This window comes from Lysobacter sp. ESA13C (assembly GCF_019970005.1).
Taxonomy (GTDB): domain Bacteria; phylum Pseudomonadota; class Gammaproteobacteria; order Xanthomonadales; family Xanthomonadaceae; genus Lysobacter; species Lysobacter antibioticus_B.
Genome location: NZ_JAHXYK010000003.1, coordinates 88253 through 115087, shown reverse-complemented (window position 1 = coordinate 115087; position 26835 = coordinate 88253). Strand labels below are relative to the sequence as shown.

The 26835-nt window shown below is 67.8% G+C and carries 26 protein-coding genes and 1 tRNA gene; 8 read left to right on the top strand and 19 right to left on the bottom strand.

From position 1 onward, the window contains the following. Window positions 1–122: 122 nt before the first annotated feature. Entirely contained in the window at window positions 123–2093 is a 1971-nt protein-coding gene (locus tag LC490_RS06655) for a M23 family metallopeptidase (RefSeq protein WP_223619678.1), read from the top strand. A 197-nt stretch (window positions 2094–2290) separates the two neighbouring features. Here the strand turns inward: LC490_RS06655 and LC490_RS06650 are convergent, their stop codons facing one another. Beyond that, the gene (locus LC490_RS06650) at window positions 2291–5077 is read right to left on the bottom strand and encodes a serine/threonine-protein kinase (RefSeq protein WP_223619677.1); all 2787 of its coding nucleotides are present in this window, start codon (window positions 5075–5077) and stop codon (window positions 2291–2293) included. Between the two features lie 32 nt (window positions 5078–5109). Then, window positions 5110–5661: an ECF-type sigma factor gene (locus LC490_RS06645; RefSeq protein WP_031371499.1), complete on the bottom strand. Its 552-nt coding sequence runs from the start codon at window positions 5659–5661 to the stop codon at window positions 5110–5112. Between the two features lie 226 nt (window positions 5662–5887). Here LC490_RS06645 and LC490_RS06640 point away from each other — a divergent pair, with 226 nt between their 5' ends. Beyond that, window positions 5888–6376, top strand: coding sequence for a GNAT family N-acetyltransferase (locus tag LC490_RS06640; protein ID WP_223619676.1), 489 nt, complete (start codon window positions 5888–5890; stop codon window positions 6374–6376). A 188-nt stretch (window positions 6377–6564) separates the two neighbouring features. Here the strand turns inward: LC490_RS06640 and LC490_RS06635 are convergent. From LC490_RS06635 to rplM, 3 genes are all read right to left on the bottom strand, one after another. Next, window positions 6565–6639 (bottom strand) — tRNA-Gln (locus LC490_RS06635). Window positions 6640–6684: 45 nt separating this feature from the next. Further along, window positions 6685–7077: a 30S ribosomal protein S9 gene (rpsI, locus tag LC490_RS06630; RefSeq protein WP_031371497.1), complete on the bottom strand. Its 393-nt coding sequence runs from the start codon at window positions 7075–7077 to the stop codon at window positions 6685–6687. Window positions 7078–7087: 10 nt separating this feature from the next. Continuing rightward, the gene (rplM, locus tag LC490_RS06625; RefSeq protein WP_031371496.1) at window positions 7088–7516 is read right to left on the bottom strand and encodes a 50S ribosomal protein L13; all 429 of its coding nucleotides are present in this window, start codon (window positions 7514–7516) and stop codon (window positions 7088–7090) included. A gap of 171 nt (window positions 7517–7687) precedes the next feature. On the opposite strand from rplM, the gene LC490_RS06620 reads away from it, so the two are divergent. Both LC490_RS06620 and coq7 read left to right on the top strand, forming a co-directional pair. Beyond that, window positions 7688–8860 carry a (Fe-S)-binding protein gene (locus tag LC490_RS06620; protein WP_223619675.1) on the top strand — a complete coding sequence of 391 codons (1173 nt, stop codon included), beginning with the start codon at window positions 7688–7690 and terminating at the stop codon, window positions 8858–8860. A gap of 37 nt (window positions 8861–8897) precedes the next feature. Then, complete coding sequence (gene coq7, locus LC490_RS06615; protein WP_057916849.1) at window positions 8898–9539, top strand: 2-polyprenyl-3-methyl-6-methoxy-1,4-benzoquinone monooxygenase; 642 nt, start codon at window positions 8898–8900, stop codon at window positions 9537–9539. A 303-nt stretch (window positions 9540–9842) separates the two neighbouring features. Here coq7 and speD read toward each other — a convergent pair whose 3' ends face one another. Further along, window positions 9843–10637, bottom strand: a complete 795-nt coding sequence (speD, locus tag LC490_RS06610; protein ID WP_031371493.1) for an adenosylmethionine decarboxylase — start codon at window positions 10635–10637, stop codon at window positions 9843–9845. Between the two features lie 216 nt (window positions 10638–10853). Here speD and crp point away from each other — a divergent pair, with 216 nt between their 5' ends. Further along, entirely contained in the window at window positions 10854–11543 is a 690-nt protein-coding gene (gene crp, locus LC490_RS06605; protein ID WP_031371492.1) for a cAMP-activated global transcriptional regulator CRP, read from the top strand. A gap of 47 nt (window positions 11544–11590) precedes the next feature. Next, window positions 11591–12016, top strand: coding sequence for a global regulator CLP-associated N-acetyltransferase (locus LC490_RS06600; protein ID WP_343223004.1), 426 nt, complete (start codon window positions 11591–11593; stop codon window positions 12014–12016). 175 nt (window positions 12017–12191) lie between these two features. Here the strand turns inward: LC490_RS06600 and LC490_RS06595 are convergent, their stop codons facing one another. The 6 genes from LC490_RS06595 to LC490_RS06570 all read right to left on the bottom strand — a co-directional run bounded on the left by LC490_RS06595 (window position 12192) and on the right by LC490_RS06570 (window position 16846). Continuing rightward, the gene (locus LC490_RS06595) at window positions 12192–12938 is read right to left on the bottom strand and encodes a haloacid dehalogenase-like hydrolase (protein ID WP_223619673.1); all 747 of its coding nucleotides are present in this window, start codon (window positions 12936–12938) and stop codon (window positions 12192–12194) included. Beyond that, entirely contained in the window at window positions 12935–13726 is a 792-nt protein-coding gene (trpC, locus tag LC490_RS06590; protein ID WP_223619672.1) for an indole-3-glycerol phosphate synthase TrpC, read from the bottom strand. Before trpC ends, LC490_RS06595 begins: the two co-directional genes overlap by 4 nt. Continuing rightward, window positions 13723–14064 (bottom strand): antibiotic biosynthesis monooxygenase, encoded by a 342-nt coding sequence (locus tag LC490_RS06585; protein WP_031371488.1) that lies wholly within the window; start codon window positions 14062–14064, stop codon window positions 13723–13725. Before LC490_RS06585 ends, trpC begins: the two co-directional genes overlap by 4 nt. A gap of 195 nt (window positions 14065–14259) precedes the next feature. Beyond that, window positions 14260–15294, bottom strand: a complete 1035-nt coding sequence (trpD, locus tag LC490_RS06580; protein WP_223619671.1) for an anthranilate phosphoribosyltransferase — start codon at window positions 15292–15294, stop codon at window positions 14260–14262. Between the two features lie 42 nt (window positions 15295–15336). Then, entirely contained in the window at window positions 15337–15918 is a 582-nt protein-coding gene (locus LC490_RS06575; protein ID WP_031371486.1) for an aminodeoxychorismate/anthranilate synthase component II, read from the bottom strand. 571 nt (window positions 15919–16489) lie between these two features. Further along, window positions 16490–16846 carry a hypothetical protein gene (locus LC490_RS06570; RefSeq protein ID WP_152566163.1) on the bottom strand — a complete coding sequence of 119 codons (357 nt, stop codon included), beginning with the start codon at window positions 16844–16846 and terminating at the stop codon, window positions 16490–16492. A gap of 191 nt (window positions 16847–17037) precedes the next feature. On the opposite strand from LC490_RS06570, the gene LC490_RS06565 reads away from it, so the two are divergent. Then, window positions 17038–18606 carry an endo-1,3-alpha-glucanase family glycosylhydrolase gene (locus LC490_RS06565; RefSeq protein WP_223619670.1) on the top strand — a complete coding sequence of 523 codons (1569 nt, stop codon included), beginning with the start codon at window positions 17038–17040 and terminating at the stop codon, window positions 18604–18606. A gap of 78 nt (window positions 18607–18684) precedes the next feature. On the opposite strand, the gene LC490_RS06560 is transcribed toward LC490_RS06565, so the two are convergent. From LC490_RS06560 to LC490_RS06550, 3 genes are all read right to left on the bottom strand, one after another. Next, a complete protein-coding gene (locus tag LC490_RS06560) occupies window positions 18685–20046 on the bottom strand; it encodes a HAMP domain-containing sensor histidine kinase (protein WP_223619669.1) in 1362 nt (453 codons plus the stop codon). A 103-nt stretch (window positions 20047–20149) separates the two neighbouring features. Next, window positions 20150–20824, bottom strand: a complete 675-nt coding sequence (locus LC490_RS06555) for a response regulator transcription factor (protein WP_223619668.1) — start codon at window positions 20822–20824, stop codon at window positions 20150–20152. Between the two features lie 124 nt (window positions 20825–20948). After that, the gene (locus LC490_RS06550; protein ID WP_031371481.1) at window positions 20949–21131 is read right to left on the bottom strand and encodes a hypothetical protein; all 183 of its coding nucleotides are present in this window, start codon (window positions 21129–21131) and stop codon (window positions 20949–20951) included. Window positions 21132–21448: 317 nt separating this feature from the next. Between LC490_RS06550 and LC490_RS06545 the strand changes: the two genes are divergently transcribed. Then, window positions 21449–21745, top strand: coding sequence for an antibiotic biosynthesis monooxygenase (locus LC490_RS06545; RefSeq protein WP_223619667.1), 297 nt, complete (start codon window positions 21449–21451; stop codon window positions 21743–21745). 267 nt (window positions 21746–22012) lie between these two features. Here the strand turns inward: LC490_RS06545 and trpE are convergent, their stop codons facing one another. From trpE to rpe, 4 genes are all read right to left on the bottom strand, one after another. Further along, window positions 22013–23488 carry an anthranilate synthase component I gene (gene trpE, locus LC490_RS06540; protein WP_031371479.1) on the bottom strand — a complete coding sequence of 492 codons (1476 nt, stop codon included), beginning with the start codon at window positions 23486–23488 and terminating at the stop codon, window positions 22013–22015. Between the two features lie 147 nt (window positions 23489–23635). Beyond that, a complete protein-coding gene (gene yegS, locus LC490_RS06535; protein WP_223619666.1) occupies window positions 23636–24607 on the bottom strand; it encodes a lipid kinase YegS in 972 nt (323 codons plus the stop codon). Between the two features lie 1071 nt (window positions 24608–25678). After that, window positions 25679–26152 (bottom strand): ribonuclease E activity regulator RraA, encoded by a 474-nt coding sequence (rraA, locus tag LC490_RS06530; protein ID WP_031374185.1) that lies wholly within the window; start codon window positions 26150–26152, stop codon window positions 25679–25681. Continuing rightward, window positions 26149–26829 (bottom strand): ribulose-phosphate 3-epimerase, encoded by a 681-nt coding sequence (gene rpe, locus LC490_RS06525; RefSeq protein WP_036149824.1) that lies wholly within the window; start codon window positions 26827–26829, stop codon window positions 26149–26151. The genes rraA and rpe overlap by 4 nt, the downstream gene beginning before the upstream one ends. Between the last annotated feature and the right edge of the window lie 6 nt (window positions 26830–26835).

Below are 26835 nucleotides of genomic sequence, written 5' to 3'. Positions count from 1 at the left end.
CGGGGCAGGCCCAGCCAGTTGGAGCCGGAACAGGGAGTCGACGATTCCCCTGGCACCAGCGAGTTGAGGGCATGGCCCTCTGCGACCGCGTGATTCCTCAATCATGCCTTCGGAGTTTTCTCATGAAATCGCAATCCGCTCTCGTCCTGCGCGCCCTGCCCGCCGCCCTCGCCCTGTGGTTCGGGGCCAGCGCCGGCGTCCACGCCCAGGCCCTTACCATCGACGTGGTCAATCCGATCAAGGACGGCCGGGTCGTGTTCGAAGCGATCGGCCCGGCCCAGGTCGGCGGCGCCAAGCAAGGCCGCGTGTCCCTGCGCATGGGCATCCGCAACGACGGTGCCGTGCCGCTGTCGATCACCAAGGTCGAGATCCTCGACCAGCTCGCATCGAACTTCCTCGCCCCGGTGCAGATCGACCCGGGCAAGAGTTACGCCTTCCAGAACTGCAAGTGCAACTACTTCAATCCCGACCCGGACGCACCGAAGGTGCCGTCGTCCTACCCGATCGTGATCACCGCGCCCTACCCGAGCACGGTCAAGATCGCGGTCTACGTGCAGGGCTACCGCAACCCGGTCATCAAGAACCTGTCGTTCGCGCCCGCCACCAACGACAACGGCCCGCTGCGCTACCCGGGCAAGGTCACCGACCTGCGCGCCAACGAAGCCTGGCAGACCTCGAGCAATCACCCCGGCGACAGCCAGTCCTTCGGCCTCGACACCAGCGTGACCGGCTGGACCGGCACCACCTGGGACGCCAAGCGCCCCGGCGCCGACCCGAACAAGGCCGAAGGCCAGCGCGCCTATGGCCTGCCGCTGTACGCGATGGCCGACGGCATCGTCTGCAGCGCGCTCAACGATTTGCCGGAATGGAAGAACTACCCGCGCGTCAGCAAGGAGATCGAACCCGAGCCGATCGCGCCGAGCACCGGCCAGTACTCGGCCGGCGGCAACTTCCTCAAGGTCAAGAGCGGCGACGAGATCGCCTTGTACGCGCACATGCAGCCCGGCTCGATCCCGGCCGAACTGCTGGTGCCGGGCGCGACGATCAAGCAAGGCCAGTACCTCGGCAAGGTCGGTTACTCGGGCAAGTCCAGCGGCCCGCACGTGCACGTCCACGTCACCCAGGAAAGCACCAGCACGCCCTGCGACGGCAACGACCTGCGTCCGCGCCCGATGACCTTCGCCCAGATCCAGAGCCTGACCTGGGGCGAAGCCAAGGCCATGGCCGGCGCCAACAGCATGGACCCGACCGATTGGACCCCGCTGAGCAACCACTCCGCGCCGCATCCCTACAGCCTGGTCTATCCGTCCAGCACGGCCTATCCCTTCGATGCCGCCGAGACCGACGCCAAGACCTTCCTCGGCGTGTGGAAGGCCAGCAGCGAGATCGAGCTGCGGGTCAATCGTCCTAGCTGGACCGCGTTCACCCAGAAGTGGTCGGAGTTGTCGGCCGACGGTTTCCGCCTCGAACAGGTCGAGAACTACGTCGAGAACGGCGACCGCCACTTCGTCGGCGTGTACAAGCGCGGCAACGGCGCCGGCGCGCTGTACAACTTCGACAACTGGGACGACTTCACCGCCAAGTGGAAGGAGCTGTCCGACGACGGCCAGCGCCTGCTCGACCTCACCACCTACCTGAGCGGCGGTAAGCGCCACTACGTCGGCGTGTTCCGCGCCGGCAACGGCAACGCCGGCCTGTGGAGCCACACCGGCTTCGCCGCCTTCGCCAATCAGCGCGAGATCGCCAAGGGCCTGGGCCTGCGCCTGATCGACATGGAGAGCTTCGACATCGGCAACGGCCAGCGCCAGTTCATCGGCGTGTACCGCGAAGGCACCGACAACCACGCCCTGTGGCGCTCGAACAGCTGGGCCGCGTTCACCGGCAAGTGGGACGAGCTCAGCGACAACGGCCTGCGCCTGATCGACGTCGACAGCTTCGTCGAAGACGGCGTGCGCAACTATGTCGGCGTGTTCCGCGCCGGCACCGGCGGCTATGCGCTGGAAGCGGTCAAGAGCTACCAGACGCTGTATCAGTCGGCCGAGAAGTACGCGACCAAGGGCCTGCGTCTGGTCGACGTGCAAGCGGTCGAATGATCGGCCCCGACCGCATCGGCGAAATATCGCCGGCGTAACGTTCCTTGCCGTAGCGAACCGACACGCCGCCTTCGGGCGGCGTGTTTTTTGGCGAAGGATCGATGCGTCAGCGATGGCTCAGCGATGCGCGCACAGCGGGTCGCCGCTTGCGCCGCTCCGCCCCTGAGAATGGCACAAGCCGCGAACCGGCAGGCCGCCTAGCGCGCCGCCACCTGCACCGGCGGCGCGCCTTGCTTCACCGACTGCAGGCGCCGCAACAACGCCGACTCGCTGTACATCTCGCGCCGCAGCACCGCCTCGGCAAGTTGCACCTGCGCCGCCGCGCCGCGCGCGTCGCCGCGCGCGAGCAGGACCTCGGCATAGGGCACGCGCAACCTCGCGGTCTTGACCTGCTGCGCACCGTAGGCGGCTCGGCTGTCTTCGATCGCCTTGGCCCAGCCCCGCTCGGCTTCGTCCCACTGCCCGCGGCGTTGCGCGAGCTCGGCCTGCAGGCTAGGAATCCGCGCCAGCATGAAGGCGTTGTACTCGCCGCGACTGAGGTCGATCGCCGTCAACTCGGCCTGCGCCTCGTCGAGGCGGTCGCGGCTCAACAGCCATTCGACCCGGGTCAGCGCCACCATCAACAGCCCGGCATGGTCCTCGCCATAACGACGGCGCCAAACCGAAGCGCTGCGCTCGACCAGCGACCGCGCCTCTTCATTGCGGCCGCCGCGTGCGAGCACCAGGCCGAGACCGTTCTCGGTGCGCAACACCCGGCGCTCGTCCGGCGCCAAGTGCTCGCGACGGATCGACAAGGCCTGGCGCAGGCGGCGCTCGGATTCGGCCAGGTCGCCGCGCTCCAGCGACAGGGCCGCATAGTTGTTGAGGATGCGGGCGTAATCGAGGCTGCGCTCGCCGGCGACCACGGCCATGATCTCCAGCGCGGCCCGATAGTGTTCCCCGGCCTGGCGATAATCGCCGAGGTCCTGGGTGGCGTTGGCCAGGTCGACATGGATGTTGGCGACCATGTCGCTCTGCTCGCCGTACAGGTCGCGCGCCAGGCTCAGGTTCTCGACCAGTTCGCGGCGGGTTTCCGCGACCCGCCCGAGGCCGAACAACGTGCTCGCAAGACCGAACTGGTTGAGCTGGGTGGCGACCGGATCGCTGCCGGTCTCGCGGTTGATCTCCAGCGCATCGCGATAAGTCTGCTCGGCGCGCTTGAGTTCGCCGCGGCGCCGGTACAGTTGGGCAAGGCGGGCGAGCATCGCCGCGCGTTCGTCGGGCGACTGGCGCAGGCCGCGTTCGCTGCGCAGTTGCTGCGAGCGCTCGAAGCTGCGTTCGGCCTGCACGTACCGACTGTCGGCGACCTGGGCCAGGCCGAGCGTGTCGTAGGCATCGGCGAGGCCGCGCGGGTCGCCGTCGCGCTCGCGCAGGGCCAGCGAACGGCGCGCGGCGGCGACGGCCTGGGCGCCGTACTGGCGGTCGCTGAGCGAACGCGACAGATCGGCGAGCGCTTGTGCGGCCTGGTCGGGCCGGTCCACCGCCGGGTCGAGGAACTCGCGAGCGGCCTGGTCGAGCAGCGCCTCGGCGCGCTGCGGCTGGCCGAGGTTGCGATAGGCTCGGCCGAGCACCGCGCGCAGGCGGGCGCGGATCGCCGGAGTGTCGTCGAGCCCTTGTTCGATGCGCGCGGCGGAGGCGTCCAACACCTGCCGCGCACTCAAGTCCTGCCCGGCCTGCGCCCCGCGCATGCGCGGGTCGGCGGCGTCGAAAGCCGAGACCAGGAAATCGCTGACCTGGCGTGCAACCGAGGCCTCGCGCTCGGCGCGCGCGCGCTCGGCGGTGACCCGCCAGACGAAGCCGCCGGCCAGCGCGAGCACCAGCGCCGCCGCCGCGGTCTCGCGCCAATGCCGGCGCAGATAACGGCCGAAGCGGTAGCCCAGCGTCGGCGTGCGCGCCGACACCGGACGCCAGGCGAGATGACGCCCGATGTCCTGGGACAAGGCTTCGACCGAGGAATAGCGCTGCCGCGGATCGAGCGCACAGGCGCAGGCGGCGATCGCATCCAGGTCGCCGCGCAGGCGCTCGCGCCAGGCGCAGTCCGGCCCGGCCCATTCGCTCGGCAGCGGCACCGCGACGTCGCGATCGCCCAACCCGCGTTCGACCGAACGGCAAGCCAGCAATTCGGTCAGCAACACGCCGAGCGCGAACACGTCGCTGACCACGCTGACCCGCGCGCCGCCGAGCAATTCCGGGCTCGCATACGCCGGGGTGCAGAAGCTACCGTAGGAGGCGTTGTCGTCGCCGGCCTGGTGATCGAGCACCTGGGCGATGCCGAAATCGAGCAGTACCGGCTCGCCGTCGTCCTGCACCATCACGTTGCCGGGCTTGAGGTCGCAATGCACGATCAGGCGCTGGTGCGCGCTCTGCACCGCCGCGCAGATGCGCTGGAACAACTGCAGGCGCTGCAGCAGGTCGGGCTGGCGCTGCTCGCAGTATTCGTCGAGATCGCGGCCGAGCACGTACTCCATGACCAGGTACGGCTGCCCGCTCGGCGTGGTGCCGCCGTCGTAGAGGCGGGCGATGTTGGGGTGCTGCAGCTCGGCCAGCAGTTGCCGCTCCACCGCCAGGCGACGGGCGAATTCGGCCTGGTTGAAGCCGCTGCCGCGCAGCAATTTGATCGCCACCTGTTGGCGGAACAAGCCGTCGGCGCGCTCGGCCACAAACACCGTGCCCATGCCGCCGCTCGCCACGCGCTCGATCAGGACCCAGGCGCCGAGGCGGTCGCCGGCCTGCAGTTCGCTGTCGGGCAGGCCCGCGACCAGATCGTTCAGCGGTTGCACGACGCGATCGAACTGCCCGGTCTGCGCACCGAGCAACTCCATGACCTCGGCGATCAGCGCTGGATCGTCGCTGATCGCGTGCAGTTCCTCCAACCAACGCTCGGCCGGCAGGTCGCATACCGCATCGAACAATCGGCGCAGGTCGTGCCAACGCTGGGTTTCCATGTCGCCTCCTGTCGCGTCGGATCGCCGCTCGCTCAGCCCAACTGCTGTCCCAGCCAGGCCCGGGCGAAACGCAGGTCGCGTTCGACGGTCGGCACCGAGACTTCCAGCACGCAGGCGATCTCACTGTGCTCCATGCCGCCGAAGTAGGCCATCTCGACCGCCCGCGCCGAACGTTGATCGCGCTCGGCCAGGCGTTCGAGGGCATCGTGCAGAGCCAGCACGTCGAAGCCGACGGTCTGCCCGCCGTGCAGGTCGGCGTGCGACAAGGTCAGCATCACCGGCCGCGCGCCGCGCTTCGCCGCCGCTTGCGCACGCGCCTGATCGACCAACACCGCACGCATCTTCAGGGCCGCGAGCGCATAGAAGTGAGCGCGGTCCTGCCAATCGACCTCGCCGCCTATCAGGCGGATCAGGGCTTCGTTGACGAGCGAGGTGGGCTGCAGGGTGCGCTGACCGTTGCGCGCGCCCAGGCGCACCGCCGCCATGCCGCGCAAGGTGTCGTAGACCAGTGCGAACAAGCGGTCGCGCGAAGCGACGTCGCCGCCGCGCCAGTCATGCAGTAACCGAGTCAGATCCTCGCTCATGCGCGCTCTCCAACGCCGCTGCGCGGCCCCTGCGCCGCGGATGGTAGCCGAGTAGCGCGAACCGCGGAGACCAGGCGGTCACAGCTGCGATCAGTCGCGACGGCCGGTAGCGTACGGCAGCGCCTGCGCTGCGGCGGGTTCGCGCACAGGCTGTGCCCGCCATCGGCCACGATTACGCCGGCACCGGCGCTACAGTGTCGCGCTGCGCCCCTTACGCCCGGACGCCATGCCGACAACCCGCACCATCGATGCCAACGACCGCGAACGCATCCGCACCTTCCTCGACCTGCGCTGGGGCGGCCCGACGATCATGCTCGACGGCCGCGCGATCGACGCCACCGCCCTGCCAGGCTTCATCGCCGTGGATGCGGACGGCGCCATCGTCGGCCTGGTGACCTTGCTCGACGACACGGTCCAGTCGGAGCTCGTCACCCTCGACGCGGTGCGGGCCCAGGCCGGCCTCGGCACGCGCCTGGTCGAACTCGCGGCCGGGCGTGCACGCGCACTGGGCCTGAGCCGGCTGCTGACCCGCACCACCAACGACAACCTCGATGCACTGCGTTTCTACCAGCGCCGCGGCTTCCGCCTGCACCGGCTCGTCGCCGGCGCCATCGATCTGGAACGCGAGGCCGACCCGGCCATCCCGTTGCTGGGGCGGCACGGCATCCCGCTGCGCGATGAGATCAGCCTGATCAGGAGCTTGGGCGCGGACTGAAGGCAGGCATGGCGACGATGCTTCAGCGGGGCGGCGCGAGGCGCAGAAACAAGAAACCCGCCTGATGGCGGGCTCACCCCACAAAACAAGAAACCTGCCTTGCGGCGGGCTCATATAACAAGAAACCCGCCTTGCGGCGGGTTTCAGGTCGCCGATTCGAGCCGTTGAGCTGGAATCGGGCTTGGGTATGGCAGCCCCGGATGGATTCGAACCACCGAATGCCTGAGTCAGAGTCAGGTGCCTTACCGCTTGGCGACGGGGCTATAAAACCGATATTAACGCAAAAACGCGACGCGAAAAAAGAACTATTAGCGCTTCGAGAACTGCGTTGCGCGGCGAGCCTTGTGCAGACCGACCTTCTTACGCTCGACTTCACGGGCGTCGCGGGTCATGAAGCCTGCCTTACGCAGTTCGCCCTTCAGGGTTTCGTCGTACTCGACCAGTGCGCGGGCGATGCCGAGACGGATCGCGCCGGCCTGACCGGTGATGCCGCCGCCGGCGACCGTCACGTTGACGTCGAACTTGTCGGTCGACTGGGTCAGCTCGAGCGGCTGGCGGACGATCATGCGCGCGGTTTCGCGGCCGAAGAATTCTTCGATCGTACGCTGATTGATGGTGATCTTGCCGTCGCCCTTGCGCAGGAACACGCGAGCGGTGGAAGACTTGCGGCGGCCGGTGCCGTAATTCTGCTGGATAGCCATGGTCTTTACCTTAGATGTCGAGCGGCTGCGGCTGCTGGGCGGTATGCGGATGCTCGGAGCCCTTGTAGACCTTGAGCTTGCGATACATGGCGCGGCCGAGCGGATTCTTCGGCAGCATGCCCTTGACACCGATCTCGATGACGCGTTCCGGGTGGCGCTCGAGCGCCTGACCCAGCGTCTCGCTCTTCAGGTTGCCGACGTAACCGGTGAACCGGTAGTACATCTTGTCCTGCAGCTTATTGCCGGTGACGGCGATCTTCTCGGCGTTGATCACCACCAGGTAATCGCCGGTATCGACGTGAGGGGTATAGACAGGCTTGTGCTTGCCGCGCAGGCGACGCGCGAGTTCGGAGCACAAGCGGCCGAGCGTTTTGCCCGACGCGTCGACGACGTACCAGTCGCGCTGGACGGTCTCGTTCTTGGCGGTAAAAGTCTTCATGACAACTCTTTATGTGGGCACAGTGGTCGGGCTGGTTCCGCCGTTTCCCGGTGCGGGAAGGGCGTCGGAACGTCGCCTCGCGTTGTGATTGCGGAACGAAAGAGGCGGAATGATAGCGGGCCGCCCAGGATCGTGCAAGCCTGGGTTTTGCCCGTGCTAGCATCGATGGTCATGCCGCACGACCGTCGCCCGCCCTCCGCCGATCCCCTGGTGGCTCTGGCCGACCGCTGCGTGCAATGCGGGCTGTGCCTGCCCTCCTGCCCCACTTACGGCCGCGACCGGCTCGAAGCCGAGTCCCCGCGCGGCCGGATTGCCCTGGCCCGGGCCTGGGCCCTGGACAGTATCGTCCCGACCCCGACCTCGGACGCTCATCTCGACCACTGCCTGGGCTGCCGCAGCTGCGAGTCGGTGTGCCCGGCCGGCGTGGATTATGGCCGATTGCTGGTCCTGGCCCGCACCCGCCAACGCGATCGCCGGCCGCCGGCCTGGCGCCAGCGGCTGATCGAGGGCCTGGCGGCGCGGCCGCGCTGGCTGGCGGCGGCGCTGTCCCTGTACCGGATCGGCCACCCCTGGCTGCCCGAGGCCTGGCGCTCGCTGCCGCGCCCGCCACGACGGCTGCCGATGCCCGCAACACGCCTCCAGACGGCCGGACAGGCCCGCGCCGGACTGTTCGTGGGCTGTGTGGCCGGTGCCTACGAGAGCGCCGTGCGCGCCGCCACGGTGCGGCTGTGCGCCTCGCTCGGCGTCGCACTCGACCCGGTCGCCGGCCAAGGCTGTTGCGGCGCCCTGCACGAGCACGCCGGCAACGCCGCCGCGGCCCAGGACCTGGCCCAGGCCAACCGCAGCGCCTTCACGGCCCACGCCACCGTCCTCAGCCTGGCCAGCGGCTGCCACACCGCACTGGCGCATGCGCTCGCGCCGCAGACCCAAGTGGTCGACGCCATCGCCTATCTCGATCAGGCCGGCGCCGGCCTGCGCTTGCGCACCTCCCATCAGCGCATCGCCGTGCACCTGCCCTGCACCCAGCGCAACGTGGTCAAGTCGGTCCCGGCCTTGCGGCGCTTGTTGGCGCGGGTGCCCGGACTGCAGGTGGTCGAACTCGACGCCGGCTACGGCTGCTGCGGCGCTGCCGGCAGCCAGATGCTGACCGACCCGGCGCGTGCGGCCGAATACCGCGCTCCGCTGCTCGAACAATTGGCGCACAGCGGCGCCAGCGTGCTGCTCAGCGCCAACATCGGCTGCCGCCTGCACCTGGGCGGCGGCACCGCGATCCCGGTCCAGCACCCGCTCGAATTCCTGGCCGGCCTGCTCGACGACGGCGCGGCCGGGCCGGCAGCCGATTAACCGACTTCTACGCCGGCCTCGCCTTAGAATCGGCGTCATGACGACCCGCGAACTCAGCCCCCTGGACCGCGTGCTCAGCGAAGCACAGCGCGCGCTCGATACCGTATTCGGCGCCCCGGGCGCCGAACGCCCCAACCCCGCCGGCAACACCGCCGAACTGGTGCTCGAACCCGACGAGCGCCGCCATTCGGCCGGCCTGATGCGGATCAACCACGTCGGCGAGGTCTGCGCCCAGGCCCTGTACTGCGGCCAGGCCGCGGTCGCCCGCGACGAATCCACCCGCGGCCACCTGCTCGAAGCCGCCCAGGAAGAGACCGACCACCTGGCCTGGTGCGCCGACCGCCTGCGCGAACTCGACAGCCGCCCGAGCCTGCTGAACCCGTTGTGGTACGCCGGCAGCTTCGCCATCGGCGCCCTCGCCGGGCTGCGCGGCGACGGTTGGAACCTGGGCTTCGTGGTCGAGACCGAACGCCAGGTCGAGGCTCATATCGACGAGCACCTGCAGTCCCTGCCCGAAGGCGACCAGCGCAGCCGGGCGATCCTGCGGACCATGAAGGCCGACGAGGCGCGCCACGCCGAGAACGCCGAGGCCGCCGGCGCGCGCATCCTGCCGATGCCGGTGCCGGCCCTGATGGCGGCGGCATCCAAGCTGATGAAGGCCGTGGCTTACCGGGTCTGAGCCGCCCTGGCGACGCCCCCGGACCTCTATGCCCTCACCCCGGCCTTCTCCCGTGAGCGGGAGAGGGGAGACGCGCCCCTGGCTGCAAAGCTTTGAGCCCCCTCTCCCGTTCACGGGAGAGGGTTGGGGTGAGGGTTCGCCCCTCCCGCCGCGCTGGCGACGGTCGCGGGCCTTCGCGCCCTCACCCCGGCCCTCTCCCGCAGGCGGGAGAGGGAGACAAGCGGCGCCGGCTCGGGGGCCGCGCCCGCCCAGCAACGAAAAAGGCCGGCTTTCGCCGGCCTTTTCGCATGCATCGCGCAGGGCTCAATCGACCAGGTTGCGGCCGTGGTAGAGCTCTTCGATCTCGCGGCGCAGGCGCGCCTCGATCTTCATGCGCTCCTTGAACGAGAGGTTCTTGGCCTTTTCCTCGAACAGGTAGGTGTCGAGGTCGAATTCCTTCAGGTGCATCTTCGTGTGGAAGATATTTTCCTGGTAGACGTTGACGTCGATCATCTCGTAGCGCGACTTGATGTTCTTCGCCAGGTAGTCCTGGATCGAGTTGATCTTGTGGTCGATGTAATGCTTCTTGCCCTTGATGTCGCGGGTGAAGCCGCGCACCCGGTAGTCCATCACCACGATGTCGGACTGGAAGCTTTCGATCAGGTAATTCAAGGCCTTAAGCGGCGAAATCACGCCGCAGGTGGCCACGTCGATATCGGCCCGGAAGGTCGCGATGCCGCTGTCCGGGTGGGTCTCGGGATAGGTGTGGACGGTGATGTGGGACTTGTCCATGTGGGCGACCACGGCGTCGGAGATGATCTCCTTGCCGGCCGCCTTCTTGTCGATCACCGGTTCCTCGGAGATCAGAATCGTCACCGAGGCGCCCTGGGGGTCGTAGTCCTGGCGGGCGATATTGAGGATGTTGGCGCCGATGATTTCCGCCACATCCGTGAGGATCTGGGTGAGGCGGTCGGCGTTGTACGCCTCGTCGATGTATTCGATATAGCGCCCGCGCTCGTCTTCCGAGGCGGCAAAGCAAACATCGTAGATATTGAACGAGAGGGCCTTGGTGAGGTTGTTAAAACCCTGCAACCGCAGGCGCGGCAACGGCTTGACCACTGTAGGAATATCCGGACGGACGGCGAGGGCCGCGATTATGAGGCAATTGGCCCCGGGGGGAAACGCAGCTAGGTTTTGGACTGCGTCGATTACAAAAGCGTGACCGTCTCTGCGCTTCCATCATCGCTCTCTATCGGACCGGGAGTTTCAGCGGCAGGATTTGCTCATGCGGCCGTATCGCCCTAAGCTCGGCCGAAAGCCAAAAGCCCATTCCCAATGTCCGCCAACCCGGTAGCCCCCTTGACTGCATTACGCAGAACCAATAGCCCGTTGTTGCCGGACGGCGCAACGATCGAACGCTTCCTGGCCCATTGCCACCGTCGTCGTTACCCGTCCCGCACGGACGTGTTTCGCCCCGGGGATCCGGCCAGCACGCTGTATTACGTCGTCTCAGGCTCGGTGAGCATCATCACCGAGGAAGAGGACGGCCGTGAACTGGTCCTGGGCTATTTCGGCCCCGGCGAGTTCGTCGGCGAGCTCGGCCTGTTCATCGAGAGCGACCATCGCGAGGTGATCCTGCGAACGCGCAGCACCTGCGAACTGGCCGAAATCGGACACGAGCGCCTCTACGACCTGCTGCTGACCCGGCTCTCGCTGGACGCGCCCAAGCTGCTGTATGCGATCGGCGCGCAGATTTCCCGGCGCCTGCTCGACACCAGCCGCAAGGCCGGCCGCCTGGCCTTCCTCGACGTCACCGACCGCATCGTCCGTGCCCTGCACGACCTTGCCAAGGAACCCGAGGCCATGAGCCATCCGCAGGGCACCCAGCTGCGGGTGTCGCGCCAGGAGCTTTCGCGCCTGGTCGGCTGCTCCCGCGAGATGGCCGGTCGCGTGCTCAAGAAGCTGCAGGCCGACGGCAAGCTGCACGCCCGAGGCAAGACCGTCGTCCTCTACGGGACCCGTTAAGGGCCCCGGTGGGACGCATCGCGCCCTCCTCCGGGACCGCACCGACGGTGCGGCTCGCGGAGCTGGGCGATGCCAGCGACGTCGCCGAGCTGCTCAGCCAGCTCGGCTATCCCTGCACCCGCGATGAGGCCATCGAGCGCATCACCGTGCTGCGCGAAGACCCACGCCACGACCTGTTGTTGGCCGAACTCGACGGCCACGCCTGTGGCCTGATCGCCAGCCATACCCGCTATTCGCTGACCCGCGGCAACCTGCTGACCCGCATCACCGCCCTGGTGGTGGCCACGTCCTGCTATCGCCAGGGTATCGGCCGCCTGCTGCTGCGCGAGGTCGAGCGCCGCGCCCGCCGCGACGGGGTCGGCCGGGTCGAGGTCGCCAGCAACATCCGCCGCACCGACGCCCACGACTTCTACCGCGCCTGCGGCTATTCCGACGGCTCGTCGGTCAAGTTCGTGAAGACACTGGGCGATTGAAGCTCTGGGCCGCGGCCTGGGCGCATTCGTCTCAAGATCGAAACCCCGCAGCATCGGCTGGATGGCGGTCGCGGCTTGCGCCGCTCCTGCCCCAGAGCCGCGCAGCAAAGGGTAGGAGCGGCGCAAGCCGCGACCACGCTCTATCCCGTGTCGACGAAAGCCGAATTCCAGACGCCTACTTCGCTGCCGACGACACCGCGTCCCCGCCCCGCCCCGGGCAACCCCAGTTCAGGATGGGCGTGCCGGCCGGCAGCACACGCCGGAACATCTCCACGCGCGCGACCTTGGGATTGACCACCACCGGCTTGCGCGCGGCCTTGAGCAGCGGCAGGTCGGCGCTGCTGTCGGAGTAAGCGGCCTCGACCGGCCCGGTGAAGCCGGACTCGCGCAGCATCCGCATCTTCATTTCGGAATGGCAATGGCGGCTGGCGCCGAGCGCGCCCAGGCGCGGGCCGACCAGGGTGCCGACCACCGGCACGTCCTCGTGGGCGACGAAGGCCAGGATGGCGCGGGCGAGTTCCGGCGGCGCGCCCGTCGCGATCACCACGTGATCGCCCTGTTCGCGGTGGTGATGCAACACGTCGAGCGCGATCGGCAGCAACCGCTCGCGAATCTGCGCGGTGTGCAGGGCGACGTAGCGGTCGATCATCGCGTCGAGCGAGCCGACCCGGTGCATGCCGATGGTGCCGACCCAGACGAAGGCCGAGATGCCGAGGCGGCGCGTCTTCAGCCAGGCCACCATCGGCCCGGCGACCGGCGCGATCGCAAGCGCCAGCAGCATGCGCCACCACGAGCGCTTGATCAGCCAGGCGAACAGATGGCTGCCGGAGTCGCCGTCGTACAGGGTGTGATCGAAATCGAACACGATCAGCGGCGCGTCCGCGCGCACCGGCGGGAAACGCGCGGGACGGACCGCGCTCACGCCGCGAACAACCGCCGCAGCGCCGCGCCCGGGTCGCGTTCGCGCATGAAGCTTTCGCCGACCAAAAAGGTTTCGACGCCGGCGCCGCGCATGCGCTCCACGTCGGCCAAAGTGGCGATGCCGCTTTCGGTGACCAGGGTGCGGTCGCGCGGCACCGCGGCGCGCAAGGCAATGGTGGTGTCCAGCGAGACCTCGAACGTGCGCAGATTGCGGTTGTTGACGCCGATCAGCTCGCAATCGGTCTGCAGCGCGCGTTCGAGCTCGTCGATGTCGTGGACCTCGACCAGTACGTCCATGCCCAGCTCCATCGCCAGCCCGGCCATCTCGATCATCGGCCCGTCCTCGAGCGCGGCGACGATCAGCAAGATCGCGTCGGCGCCGATCATGCGCGCCTCGTAGATCTGATACGGATCGACGGTGAAGTCCTTGCGCAGCACCGGCAGCGAACAGGCACCGCGGGCTTCGCCGAGGTAGGCGTTGCTGCCCTGGAAGAAGTCGACATCGGTCAGCACCGACAGACAGGCCGCACCGCCGGCCTCGTAGCTGCGGGCGATCTCGGCCGGCTTGAAGTCGGCGCGGATCAGGCCCTTGGACGGGCTGGCCTTCTTGACCTCGGCGATGACCGCGGCTTCGCCGGCGGCGTGCTTGCGCTTGATCGCGTCGACGAAGCCGCGCGCCGGCGCCTGCGAGGCGGCGCGCGCGCGCAGGTCGGCGAGCGAACGCACCCGGCTGCGCTGTTCGATCTCCTCGTGCTTGCGCGCGAGGATGGTGTTGAGGATGTCGCTCATGCCTTGCCCTTGCTCCCGTACGCGCGTTCGACTTTGGCCACGCGCAACTCGAAATGTCGATACCAATGTTCGCGCCCGTAGGCGCGGGTGGCGGCGTGTTCGGCCTGCCGTTTCCAGGCGGCGATCGCCGCCTCGTCGGACCAATAGCTTACGGTGATGCCGAAGCCGTCGCTGCCGCGGGTCGACTCGACCCCGAGGAAGCCCGGCTGCTGCGCGGCCAGCTCGACCATGCGCTCGGCTGCCTCGCCGTAGCCGGCGTCGTCCCCGTCGCTGCGCTGCGAGCTGAAGATGACCGCGTAATACGGAGGTTTCGGTAGTTCGGCGAAGCTGGCGGACATGCTGGCTCCTGGGCTAGGTTCAAAAGGCGAAAGTCAAAGGCCAATCCCCCCTGCCCCTTTTCAAACGGGGGAGAACGGCAACAGCAGGAATTGGGAGGAATACGGCGACGCCGGAACATACGCCCACGCCGCTACGTAAGCATTCCCCCCTGTTCAAAAGGGGGGCTAGAGGGAATTTGCTCGTCCCGCGCCCCATCACGCCCCCGCCAACTCCCGCGTCAGCGCGACGAACTCGTCGAGCTTGGCCCGCGCCGCGCCGGAGGCCAGCGCCGTACGCGCGCGCTCGATGCCGTCGGCGATGCTCTCGGCCACGCCCGCGGCGTACAGCGCGGCACCGGAATTCAGGGCAACGATCTCGCGCGGCAGGCCGTCACGGTTCTCCAGCGCCTGCAGCAGCATGGTCTTCGACTCGGCCGCGTCGGCGACGCGCAGATTGCGGCTGGCCGCCATCGCGATGCCGTAGTCCTCCGGGTGCACCTCGTACTCGCGCACCACCCCGTCGCGCAATTCGCCGACCAAGGTGCCGGCGCCGAGCGACAACTCGTCCATGCCGTCGCGCCCCCACACCACCAGCGCGCGTTGCGCGCCCATTTCCTGCAGCACGCGTACCTGGATGCCGACCAGGTCGGGATGGAACACGCCCATCAGGATGCTCGGCGCGTCGGCCGGGTTGGTCAGCGGGCCGAGGATGTTGAACAGGGTGCGTACGCCCATCTCGCGCCGCACCGGCGCGACCACCTTCATCGCCGGGTGATGCACCGGCGCGAACATGAAGCCGATCCCGGCGCGGTCGATGCACTGGCTGACCTGCTCGGGCTGCAGCTCGATCGCCGCGCCGAGGGCTTCCAGCACGTCGGCGCTGCCCGACTTCGACGACACGCTGCGATTGCCGTGCTTGGCCACCTTGGCCCCGGCGGCGGCGACCACGAACATGCTCGCGGTGGAAATATTGAAGGTGTGGGCGCCGTCGCCGCCGGTGCCGACGATGTCGACCAGATGGGTACGGTCGCTGACCTGCACCGGCCGCGCGAATTCGCGCAACACCGTCGCCGCGCCGGCGATTTCGCCGACGGTTTCTTTCTTGACCCGCAGACCGGTGAGGATGGCCGCGGTCATGGTCGGCGAGATCTCGCCGCGCATGATCATGCGCATCAGGTCGACCATCTCGTCGTGGAAGATCTCGCGGTGCTCGATCGTGCGTTGCAGGGCTTCTTGGGCGGTGAGAGGCATCGTGATTCGTGTCCTGGCAGGCGCGGGTCGCGCCACGGCGGTTTATCGGGTCAGGAAGTTCTTCAACAGCGCGTGGCCGTGCTCGGTCAGGATCGACTCGGGGTGGAACTGCACCCCCTCGACCGGATGCTCGCGATGGCGCAGGCCCATGATCTCTTCGAAGCTGCCGTCCTCGTTCTCGGTCCAGGCGGTGATCTCGAGCGAGTCGGGCAGGCTGTCGCGCGACACCACCAGCGAGTGATAGCGCGTGGCCTGGTAGGCGTCCGGCAGGCCGGCGAACACGCCGCGGCCTTCATGGCGGATGCGCGAGGTCTTGCCGTGCATGATGGTCTGGGCGCGAATCACGTCGCCGCCGTAGGCCTGGCCGAGGCTCTGGTGACCGAGGCAGACACCGAGAATCGGCACGCGCGGGCCGAGCTCGCGGATCACGTCCAACGACACGCCGGCATCGTTCGGCGTGCCCGGCCCGGGCGAAATCATGATGCGTTCCGGCGCCAGCCGGTCGATCTCGGCCACGCTCAGGTCGTCGTTGCGGATCACCTTCACTTCCGCCCCGAGCGCCTGCAGGTACTGCACGAGGTTGTAAGTGAAGCTGTCGTAGTTGTCGATCATCAGAACGGACATGACGCGCCTCGAATGCGGGGAATACCGGAAAGCTGCGCGATCGCGGGCCATGGGCCCGCCATCGTGCCGGTGACGTGTTGCGGGAGATGCAGCGCACTCGCCTGCGGCCGTGCGCTGCGGTACGGCCCGGCCGCGCTCACAGGCGACAGCCCGCGATTATCCCGCCTCGATGAGGCCGCAGACAGGGGTCGGGGCTGGAAAAGCGCTCCCGCGTCGGGGAGGCCTCGGCCACGCTGGGCGGCCGAAGGGTATTTGCCGCGATTGGCGGCCGAAAGGTACTTGCCGCGCTCAGCGGCCGGAAAGCATCGAATCGTAGGCGGGGTCACGCAGGGAGTCCTCGTAGGGCGGCAGGAAACGGACGACGGCGGCACGCCACCATCGCCAAGCCTGGCCGGCTTTCGGGGAGTTCTGCGGGATTGCGCGAACGATCATGCGGCTACTGTAACCGCTGGACGCCGGTCTGTGCGAGGGCGCCCGGATCGGCCCCATCGACGGGCAGCGGCCGGGCCCGGGCCGCCGTCGAGGCAAGGGCCGCGGCCCCTGGCGATGGCCACATCGGCCAGGAGCCCGCTTACTCGCGTCCGCAGGGAATCGGCTTGAATCCGAAGTATTCGGCCGCGCCGGTATCGTCCTGCCTGACGAAGTGGCAGCCGGTTTCGGCGTCGCATTCGCCGGCATGGATCGCCAACCGCCAGCGCACCGCCGGCGACTCGCCGCAGTACACGCCGGTACCGATGCGCACGAAGACGATCGTCCACAGGCCGGCCGCCAATGCGGTCGCGATCGCGATGCCGGTTGCCCATCGCCACCGGCTTCGCGGCGCGCCGGGCCGATTGAGTGTGGATGCCGACATGCCTGGGCTTCGATAGCGCGGCGAAAGGCACGCGAGCGCGCAGCATAGCCCGAGCACCGCCATCGCACCGCGCATCGGTCTGCGCGACTCGCGACCACCGATGCGCGGCCCCTGCCCCGAGTGTGTGCCAGTTGGCAATAGCAAGAAACGACGCAGTCTCGGACCGGGCCGACCGATAGCGTGAGTTCCGCCGGCCGCTCTGCGCGGCATCGCTCCGGCAGTTCCGTTGCGCTCCGCAACCCGATCCCTACTGAAGGATGGACGTCATGCACGCTCCACGTTCCTCGTTACTTCGCTGCGCGATTCTGCTGGCGGCCTTGGCCATCGTCCCCGCCGCGATCGCGCGCGGCCCGGACCGGATCCGCTCGCCGCTACTGGCGCCCGGCGACGCCGCCGCCTCGGCGCTGTGTTATCCCTTCGTACAACCGAGCCCGCAAGCCCTGCGCGCGTCGGGCAAGAAAGTGTTCGCCTGGTACTTCCCGCCGTTCCAGCTCTCGACCCACAACGAGCTCGACAGCAAGAACTGGTACGAACGCTGGCTCAGCCCGACCGGCGCCAGCAGCGGCAACCTGGAGTACCTCAGCACCGGCGGACTGCTGCGCGATCGCCCGCTGCCGATGCCGAAACGTCCGGAGCCGAACTGGAAACAGCTCAACTTCGAGGTCGAGATCCGCCAGGCCATCGCCATGGGGTTGGACGGTTTCATCCTGGAAATGTCGTACCGGCAGGTCCATTCCGACGACCGCTTCAACCGCGTGCGCGACATGCTGGCCGCGGCCAAGGCGGTCGACCCGGAGTTCCGCATCCTGCTCGCGCCCGGCTTCCCGAAGGGCGCGCAGGACACGCCGGAGGAACTGGCGCAGACCCTGCTGGCGGTGATCGACCATCCCTCGGTGTTTCGCTTGCCCGACGGCCGCGTGCCGCTGGCGACGTTCTCGCCGGAGCGGCCGGCCAAGGACGGCGGCAAGCCGATCCTGTGGTGGCAACAATTGCTCGACCTGCTGCGCGCGCAAGGCGTCGAGCCGGCCTGGTATCCGATGTTCCTGTCGCGCACGGCGATGAACTCGATCCCGAACCTGGCCGAGTGGCGCGCGACCATGGCCGGCTATTCGATCTTCGAAGGCAAGACCGCCAGCCAGGCCGCCTCCAACGTCAGCGAAGCGGTGGATGCGCGCAAATACGGGCTGGACTGGATGGCGCGGGTCGCGTTCCAGGACATGCGCGTGCGCAAGAGCGCCGAGAAGGTCGAACTGCGCCATTGGGAGTCGTCCAACAGCGTCACCCTGCGTGCACTGTTCGAGAAGGCCATCGAGAGCGATGTGCAGATGGTCAATATCCTCACCTGGAACGACTACGGCGAAACCCAGGTCGCCCCCTCGCGCGATCGCGGCTACGCGGTCACCGACTTGCTCGCCTACTACACGACCTGGTTCAAGACCGGCCAAGCACCGCCGATCGCCCGCGATGCCTTGTACTACTTCCATCGCAAACACCGGACCGACGCGCCCTACGACACCGCCAAACAGACCGCCGGCCCTTTCACGATTCCGTTCGGGCCGGTCGCCGAGAACCAGGTCGAACTGCTCGCGTTCCTGACCGAACCCGGCCTGCTCAGCATCCGCCAGGGCAGCGACCTGCGGACCTTGTCGGCCGCGGCCGGCATGACCTCGTTCAAAGTGCCGCTGGTCGCGGGCACGACGCCGCAGTTCGAGCTGAGCCGCGGCAATCAAGTGGTCGAGTCGTTGACCAGCGCAACGCCGGTGCACGCCTCGGTCGACTACCAGGACATGACCTACTACGCCGGCGGCAGCATCGAGTGCGCGCGTCCGCTGTAAGTCCGGCGACGGCCGCTTAGCTGCATGATCGTCTCCAGCGCGATGCGGACATCGCGCTGGAGACGCTATCGGCGGCAGTCAGCGAACATTCGGCTCGGTCGGCAGCACCAGCGTGACCCGCAATCCCGGCGTGTTGTCGCCGAGACCGACCTGGCCGCCGTGGCGCTGCACGATCGCGCGCACCAGGCTCAGCCCCAGGCCGGTGCCGGGCGAGCCGCGATGCGATTCCATGCGCTGGAACCGGTCGAACACTCGCTCGCGGTCGGCTTCGGGAATGCCGGGGCCGCGGTCGTCGATCCGCACGATCAGAGCCTGGCGCTCGCGCTGCAGGCTCAACGCAACCTCGCTGGCAGCGGGCGCGTACTTGACCGCGTTGTCGAGCAGGTTGACCAACATCTGGAACAACTGATCGGCATCGCCGCGCATGCGCGACTCGCCCGAACCGGCCAGGTTCGCGCGGAGCGCGATGCCACGTTCGGCCGCGATCGGCGTGTACAGCTCGACCGCATCGCGCACCAGTTCCGACAAATCCAATACCGGCTCGTCGTGCACCGGCGGCTGTGCTTCGATCCGCGCCAGACGCAGCAAGGCTCCGAACGAGTGCAGCAGCTGGTCGGTTTCGCCGATCGCCGCGTCGAGCTGAGTACCGGCTTCGCCCGCGTCCTGGCGCCGGCGCAGCTCTTCGAGACGGTTGCGCAGGCGCGTCAACGGCGTGCGCAGGTCGTGGGCGATATGGTCGGTCGCATGGCGCACGCCGCCGAGCAATTCCTCGATGCGGTCGAGCATGCCGTTGAAGCGGCGCGCGAGCCGGTCGAAAGCGTCGTCGCTGCCGTCGAGCCCCGCGCGCAGGCCCAGCTCGCCACTGCCCACGCGCACCGCGGTATCGTCGAGGTGACGCAGCCGGCGCGAGACCCAACGCGAGGTCAGCCAGCCGATCAGAGCGCCCAGGGTGGCCGCCACCAGCAAGGCCGCCAACGCGGTGCGCAGCATCAGGGCGAGAAAACGATCCTGGCTGCGGGTGCGGGTGCCGGTCAGCAAAGTGGTGCCGTCGGGCAAGCGTTGCAGTTGCGCGACCACCCGCAGGTCGCCGTCCGCGCCGTGTTCGGTGAACTCGATCCAGCGCGCGCCTTGGCGATACCTGGGCAGGTCGCGGTAGTCGCCGGCGACGACACGGCCGTCTGTGGCCGTCAGCGCATACACCGCATCCGGGTCTTCATCGGTGGCGATGCGTTCGCGCAACTCGCCGAGCAAGGCGGCGCGGCCTTCGTCGCGATACACCTCGACCAGGCCGGCGGCGTCCACCCGCACCAGCTCGCGCGCATCCTGGGTCAGCATCGCCGAGACCGCGTAATGCACGCCGATGCCGAGCAGAACGAAGGCGAGCAGGAACGAGGCGGTCACCGCCAATGCCAGGCGCGCGCTGGTCGAGCGCGGGCTCATGCGCATGTGTCGTGCCCGCACGAAGCGCAAATCCCCCCAGCTCCCCTTTTGCAAAGGGGGGAGTTCAGGGCGCCAGGATTCGGCGCGAATGTATGCAATGCGCTCATGCGCCGAGCCGATAGCCCGCACCGCGCACGGTGTGCAGCAGCGGCCGCGCGTGGCCCTGGTCGATCTTCTGGCGCAGGCGGCTGATGTGCACGTCGATGACGTTGGTCTGCGGGTCGAAGTGATAGTCCCAGACCGCTTCCAGCAACATGGTCCGCGTCACCACCCGCTCGGCCTGGCGCATCAGGTACTCGAGCAGGCGGAATTCGCGCGGCTGCAGCTCGATGCGTTTGTCGCCGCGACGCGCCTCGCGGCTGAGCAGGTCGAGTTCGAGATCGGCCACGCGCAGCCGGGTGGGTTCGCTGCCGCCGGCCTGGCCGCGGCGCAGGATGCTGTCCAGGCGCGCGCTGAGCTCGGCATAGGCGAAGGGTTTGACCAAGTAGTCGTCGGCGCCGGCGCGCAGGCCTTCGACACGGTGGTCGACCTCGCCCAGCGCGGTCAGCAATAACACCGGCGTGCGGTTGCCGGCGCCGCGCAAGGTTTGCAGCACGACCAGGCCGTCGAGCCCGGGCAGCATGCGGTCGAGCACGATGCTGTCGTAGCGCTCGGTAGTGGCCAGGAACAGGCCGTCCTTGCCGTTGCCGGCGTGGTCGACGGCATGACCGTCCTCGCGCAGCCCCTTGGCGATGAAGCCGGCGGTGTGGGGATCGTCTTCGACGAGCAGGACGCGCATGCCGACTCCGGGATCGCGGGCGGTGCCTGGGGCGGGAGAGAAAAAGGATACCCCGCCGGCGCGAGCCGGCGGGGCATGGAACCCACGCCGACGATGCGTGGGGCTCGGGGGAGCGGGCGAAGGATCAGTTGGCGGCGGGCGCCGCGGCGGAAGCGGTCTTCGCCGCCTTCTTGGCCTGGTGATGCTTGTGCTTGACGGTCTTGGCGGCGGGGGCGGCGCTCGAAGCGGACGTCGCCGGCGCGGCGGCGAACGCGGAACCGGCGAACGCGGTGAGAGCGACGGCGATCAGGGCATTGCGGACGTTCATGGGTGGGCTCCTGGAAACGATTCGGTTGGGATTCCTGCCGGTGGGGGCGTCCCCATCGCGAAGACAGGTTGCGCCGCCGGGCCTCGCCGCGAGCTTTCCGCCGCATGAACTTTTTTTAATGTGGCGCGGCCGACGCATTCGGCCGTCATCGGCGGCATCGCTGCGGCTGTCGTCGGATGCGCCGCGGACGGATGCCGAAACCACACGAGAGAGGCTGTGACCGGCGGCTCGCCCACGCTAGGATCGAGACGAACGCCGAAGCGTGACGTCCCGCCGCGCCGTTACCGGCGAAAGCCACGGACCTTAGGAGCCGCCCCATGATCTGTCGCATCTGGCATGGCCGTACCCACGCCTCGCAGGCCGATGCCTACGCCGCCTTCCTACAGCAGCGCGCAGTGGCGGATTACCGTTCGGTGCCCGGCAATCTGCAGGTGCAGATCCTGCGGCGCGAAGACGGCGAGGTGACTCATTTCCTGACCGTCACCCACTGGGAATCGGAAGCCGCGATCCGCGCCTTCGCCGGCGAGCACCTGCTGCAAGCCAAGTACTACGACGAAGACCGCGATTTCCTGCTCGAATTCGAGCCGCTGGTGCAGCATTACAGCGTGGTGTGAGCCCGCTCGATCAGTCGGGGCCGGCGAGAGCGCCAGCGCAACTCTTTGTAGGAGCTGCGTAAGCTGCGACCGCGACATTTCGCCAACCGGCGCAGGTCGCGGCTTGCGCCGCTCCTACCCAAAGCGGATTCGGGCGACCCGGCATGAACGACGGCAACGGCAGCGCAGCTCTTTGTAGGAGCTGCGTAAGCTGCGACCGCGCCATCTCGCCGACCGGCGCGGTCGCGGCTTGCGCCGCTCCTACCCCAAGGCGGGTTTGCGCGGTTCCTACAACCCGCGCGCGGCCTCGCCCACGGCGCGGAACAGGGCGCGGCCCTTGTTCATCGTCTCTTCCCATTCCTTCTGCGGGTCGGAGTCGTAGACGATGCCGGCGCCGGCCTGGACGTGCAGGCGGCCGTCCTGGATCACGGCGGTGCGGATCGCGATGGCAGTGTCGGCGTCGCCGTGCCAGCCGATGTAGCCGACCGCGCCGGAATAGACATTGCGCTTGATGGGTTCGAGCTCGCGGATCACTTCCAGCGCGCGGATTTTCGGCGCGCCGCTGACGGTGCCGGCCGGGAAGGTCGCGCGCAGCACGTCCATGTAGCTCATGCCCGCCTTCAGACGGCCGGTGACTTCGCTGACGATGTGCATGACGTGGCTGTAGCGCTCGATCACGAACTGTTCGCCGACTTCGACCGTGCCCGGTTCGGACACGCGGCCGACGTCGTTGCGGCCAAGGTCGATCAGCATCAGGTGCTCGGCACGTTCCTTCGGGTCGGCCAGCAATTCGGCTTCGAGCGCATTGTCTTCCTCGACCGTCTTGCCGCGCGGACGGGTACCGGCGATCGGTCGCACCGTCACCTCGCCGTCCTGCAGGCGCACCAGGATTTCCGGCGACGAGCCGACCACCTGGGTGCCGCCGACATCGAGGAAATACATGTACGGCGACGGATTCAAGGCCCGCAGCGCGCGGTAAACGTCGACCGGCCGCGCCTTGAACGGCACGCTCAGGCGCTGCGACAGCACCACTTGGAAGATGTCGCCGGCGCGGATCAGTTCCTTGGATTTCTCGACCGCGTCGATGAAACCTTCGCGGGTGAAACCGGATACGAAATCGCCTTCGTCGAGCCCGGCCGGGTCGAGCGTCTCCGGATAACTCGCGCCGCCGATACGCAGCCGGTGCACGAGCTGGTCGAGTCGGCGGTTGGCGCGGGCGAAGGCCTGCGGCTCGCGCGGGTCGGCGTGGACGATCAGGTACAGACGACCCTTGAGGTTGTCGAATACCGCGATCTCCTCGCTCTGCATCAACAGGATGTCGGGGGTGCCGAGCTCGTCCGGCTTGTTGTCTCCGGTCAAACGATGCTCGATGTACTGGATGCACTCGAACCCGAACCAGCCGACCAGGCCGCCGGTGAACCCCGGCAGGCCGTCGATCTTGGGTACTTGGTATTCGGTGCGCAGGCGTTCGACCTCGGCCAGCGGGTCGTCGACGACGCGGCTGTCGACCAGCTCGCCGTGCTCGGTGACGAACAAGGTGTGGCCGGCGAAGGCGTACACGCGCTGTGCGGGCAGGCCGATGATCGAATAACGGCCGAAGCGCTCGCCGCCCTCGACCGACTCGAACAGGTAAGTGTGCGGGCCGTCGGCGAGCTTGAGATAGACCGAGAGGGGGGTGTCGAGGTCGGACAGGACCTCGCGAACGACCGGAATACGGGTGTAGCCGTTAGCGGCCTGTTGCTGGAAGAGTTCGTGCGAAATCACGCGGCAGTTCCTTCATGGACGAGTGGGCAGGAGCGACGATGGCCGACGGCCACCATCGCCAACCCACGTCGGCACAAAGGAAATGCGGGTTCGCCCAGGCTTTCATGGCCGCTACTGTAGCCGCTTCATCGGCGCGGCGCGACGGCCTCAGCCGGCGGCCGCCCGCGACGATCCTTGTAAGGTCGGCGCCATGGCCGACAGCAACGGGCAGGCGACCGGCAGGTGCATGCGCACGCGGCCGGCCACGCAGTCGATGCGGAAGTGGTGCGAGCACACCGGTTCGCCGTCCAGGTTGAGGGTCAGCGCCCGCGGCGATTCGATCTCGACCCAGCGCAACTGCACCCGGGTGGCGACGCGATCGAGCGCGGCATGCTTGCCTTCGGTCAACAGGGTGCGCACGGTCGCGCCGACTTCGCCGGACAGGTCGGGCACGACGGTGACGTCGAGCAGGCCGTCGTCGATCAGCGCGTCCGGGCACAGGGCCTGGCCGCCGCCGGCCTGCTTGCCGTTGCCGATACCCAGGGCGATGAAGTCGCCCTCCCACTCGAATCCCTCGCCGTGGATACGTGCGCGCATCGTTTCGATACGGCCGAGCTTGGAAATGCCGGTGACCAGATAGGCCAGGCCGCCGAGCATCTTCTTGAGGCCGGCGTCGGTCTCGATGGTGACCTGGGTGCCGAAACCGCCGCTGGCGAGATTGGCGGCCCAGTGCACGCCGTCGGGCGCTTCCAGACGGATCAGGTCGATCGGCTGCGGCGGCCGGCGTGCGATCAGATCCAGCGCCTGCGCCGGATCGGTCGGGATCAGCGCGGCGCTGGCGAAATCGTTGGCGGTGCCGAGCGGCACCAGCCCGAGCGAGGGCAGCGCGTCGGCAGCTTCGTCGCGATGGGCCAAGGTGGTCGCGACCTCGCTGAGGGTGCCGTCGCCGCCGGCCGCGATGAGGGTATCGACGCCGTCGGCGATGGCTTCGGCCACGTAGCGCTCGGCGTCCCCGCCCTCCCAGGTGACGCGGACGTCCAGGTCGATGCCGCGCTCGCGTATCGCGACCACGGCCTCGCGCAAGTCATCGTCGCCGGCCGATTTGCCGTTGAGAATCAAGCGCCAACGAGGCTTAGGCATGGAGAAGTGAGTCCCGGACGGAGCTCGCGAGGCTAACAGCCTTAGGGGAACTACCGGTGAACACCGGCGTGGCGGCGGATATCGGACCGTCGACGCCCGTTCCACGGACATCCGAATCCGCCACTTTTGTCACACACCGGTCACGGTTGATCCGGAGTATAGGAGGCCATATCAGGGACGACGGGCGGAGGCTGGATTGCCTCCAATTATTCCGGGACGCGGGCCGCAAGGCCCGCGTCCTTTTGCTTTGGGGCGTTTTGCCGGGCTTGAACACGCCCTGCACCATTCGCCGTCGCCCCGCATCGTCGGCTATTGCCGTTGCCGTTGCCGTTGCCGTTGCCGTTGCCGTTGCCGTTGCCGTAAAGATTTTGCGGTTGCTGTGCGTCGCGACGCACTTGCGAAGGCAATCGAAGACCCGGAGGGCGGCGCGCAGGGATGCGCGCCGTTTTTCATCGGGACAGGGATGTCCCGTATGAAAAAGCCCTGCGCATGCCACGCTCGTGCGGGCCCTTGATTCAAAGAAAAGCATTTTTCTTTGGTTACCTTTCTTTTGTTGCTTATGACAAAAGAAAGTAACCCGCCGCTTTAGTGGCGGAAGCTTTTAGCGTTTGATCTAGATCTTGCTTGAGAGAGGCGCCGCAAGACCATTACAGCGCGGTCGCGACTTACGTCGCTCCTACAGGGGGGACTCGCAACATTCGGTTGCGTCAGCAAGAGCAGAGCTTCCGTCCGCTAACGCGGCCGGGTTACTTTCTTTTGCTAAGCTCAAAAGTCCGTCTGGATTCCCTTCGGTCAAAGCTAACCAAAGAAAAGGGCTCTCCTTGCAAGGGCACAGGCCACGAGTGCGATGCTAGCGCCGGGATTTTTCGATAAGACGTCCCTGTCTTATCGAAAAACGGCGCACGTCCTGTGCGCCGCCCTCCGGGTCTACGGTTGACCGGCAAAGCGGCAAAGCAGTTCAAAGAACAAAGCAAGCCGACCGTTCGTAACGACGATCTTCGTCACGACGCCACGAACGTCTGCAGACACGATTTACACCGTTGCCATTTCGCCATGGCGGGCATCAACGCCTCAGCGCAAAACTTCGTCCGCCAACACCACCCCATCCTCATCCGCACACAGCCAATCCCCCGGCCGGATCACCAGGCCGCCGATCTCGACCACGACGTCGCGTGCGCCCTGGCCGAGTTTGTCGGTCTTGCGCGGGCAGGTGCCCAGCGCCTTGACGCCGAGCTCCATCGCACCGATCGCGCCGCTGTCGCGGATCGCGCCGTAGACGACCACACCGGCCCAACCGTTCTCGACCGCCTTGGCCGCCAATAGATCGCCGAGCATCGCGCGGCGCATCGAGCCGCCGCCGTCGATCACCAGCACGCGGCCGTTGCCGGCTTCGGCCACCGCTTCGCGCACCAGCGAATTGTCTTCGTAGGCCTTGATCGTGCTGACCACGCCATCGAACGCCAGGCGCCCGCCGTAGTCGCGCAAGGGCAGGTCCAATATGCGAACCCGTGCCTCATGCAGATCGCACAGGTCGCAGGTGTTCATCCGCGTACCGCCGCGACCGCCGCCTTCATCTTGCCGATCACTTCGGCGTAGTCGGGTGCGTTGAACACCGCCGAACCGGCGACGAAAGTGTCGGCGCCCGCCGCGGCGATCTCGGCGATGTTGTCGGTCTTGACGCCACCATCGATCTCGAGCCGGATCGCGCGGCCGCTGTTGTCGATGCGCTCGCGCACGCGGCGCAGCTTGTCCAACGCCGAGGGAATGAAGCTCTGGCCGCCGAAGCCCGGGTTGACCGACATCAGCAGCACCAGGTCCAGGTCTTCGAGCACCCAGTCGAGCACTTCGATCGGGGTCGCCGGGTTCAGCACCAGGCCGGCCTGGCAGCCGTGCGACTTAATCAGCTGGATCGTGCGGTGCACGTGGCCGCTGGCTTCGGGATGGAAGCTGATGATGCTGGCGCCGGCCTTGGCGAAGTCGGGGACGATGCGGTCGACCGGTTCGACCATCAGGTGCACGTCGATCGGCGCGGTCACGCCGTGCTTGCGCAGCGCCTCGCAGATCATCGGGCCAATGGTCAGGTTCGGTACGTAATGGTTGTCCATGACGTCGAAATGGACCCAGTCGGCGCCGGCCTTGAGGACGTTGTCGACCTCCTCGCCGAGCTTGGCGAAGTTGGCCGAGAGGATCGAAGGGGCGATGACGGTGGATTGCAGGGACATGCGACG

Coding starts and splice junctions, on each gene's coding strand:
- LC490_RS06655 (WP_223619678.1), top strand. CDS start 123: ATGAAATCGCAATCCGCTCTCGTCCTGCGCGCCCTGCCCGCCGCCCTC.
- LC490_RS06650 (WP_223619677.1), bottom strand. CDS start 5,077: ATGGAAACCCAGCGTTGGCACGACCTGCGCCGATTGTTCGATGCGGTA.
- LC490_RS06645 (WP_031371499.1), bottom strand. CDS start 5,661: ATGAGCGAGGATCTGACTCGGTTACTGCATGACTGGCGCGGCGGCGAC.
- LC490_RS06640 (WP_223619676.1), top strand. CDS start 5,888: ATGCCGACAACCCGCACCATCGATGCCAACGACCGCGAACGCATCCGC.
- rpsI (WP_031371497.1), bottom strand. CDS start 7,077: ATGGCTATCCAGCAGAATTACGGCACCGGCCGCCGCAAGTCTTCCACC.
- rplM (WP_031371496.1), bottom strand. CDS start 7,516: ATGAAGACTTTTACCGCCAAGAACGAGACCGTCCAGCGCGACTGGTAC.
- LC490_RS06620 (WP_223619675.1), top strand. CDS start 7,688: ATGCCGCACGACCGTCGCCCGCCCTCCGCCGATCCCCTGGTGGCTCTG.
- coq7 (WP_057916849.1), top strand. CDS start 8,898: ATGACGACCCGCGAACTCAGCCCCCTGGACCGCGTGCTCAGCGAAGCA.
- crp (WP_031371492.1), top strand. CDS start 10,854: ATGTCCGCCAACCCGGTAGCCCCCTTGACTGCATTACGCAGAACCAAT.
- trpC (WP_223619672.1), bottom strand. CDS start 13,726: ATGAGCGACATCCTCAACACCATCCTCGCGCGCAAGCACGAGGAGATC.
- LC490_RS06585 (WP_031371488.1), bottom strand. CDS start 14,064: ATGTCCGCCAGCTTCGCCGAACTACCGAAACCTCCGTATTACGCGGTC.
- trpD (WP_223619671.1), bottom strand. CDS start 15,294: ATGCCTCTCACCGCCCAAGAAGCCCTGCAACGCACGATCGAGCACCGC.
- LC490_RS06575 (WP_031371486.1), bottom strand. CDS start 15,918: ATGTCCGTTCTGATGATCGACAACTACGACAGCTTCACTTACAACCTC.
- LC490_RS06570 (WP_152566163.1), bottom strand. CDS start 16,846: ATGCGCGGTGCGATGGCGGTGCTCGGGCTATGCTGCGCGCTCGCGTGC.
- LC490_RS06565 (WP_223619670.1), top strand. CDS start 17,038: ATGCACGCTCCACGTTCCTCGTTACTTCGCTGCGCGATTCTGCTGGCG.
- LC490_RS06560 (WP_223619669.1), bottom strand. CDS start 20,046: ATGAGCCCGCGCTCGACCAGCGCGCGCCTGGCATTGGCGGTGACCGCC.
- LC490_RS06555 (WP_223619668.1), bottom strand. CDS start 20,824: ATGCGCGTCCTGCTCGTCGAAGACGATCCCCACACCGCCGGCTTCATC.
- LC490_RS06550 (WP_031371481.1), bottom strand. CDS start 21,131: ATGAACGTCCGCAATGCCCTGATCGCCGTCGCTCTCACCGCGTTCGCC.
- LC490_RS06545 (WP_223619667.1), top strand. CDS start 21,449: ATGATCTGTCGCATCTGGCATGGCCGTACCCACGCCTCGCAGGCCGAT.
- yegS (WP_223619666.1), bottom strand. CDS start 24,607: ATGCCTAAGCCTCGTTGGCGCTTGATTCTCAACGGCAAATCGGCCGGC.
- rraA (WP_031374185.1), bottom strand. CDS start 26,152: ATGAACACCTGCGACCTGTGCGATCTGCATGAGGCACGGGTTCGCATA.
- rpe (WP_036149824.1), bottom strand. CDS start 26,829: ATGTCCCTGCAATCCACCGTCATCGCCCCTTCGATCCTCTCGGCCAAC.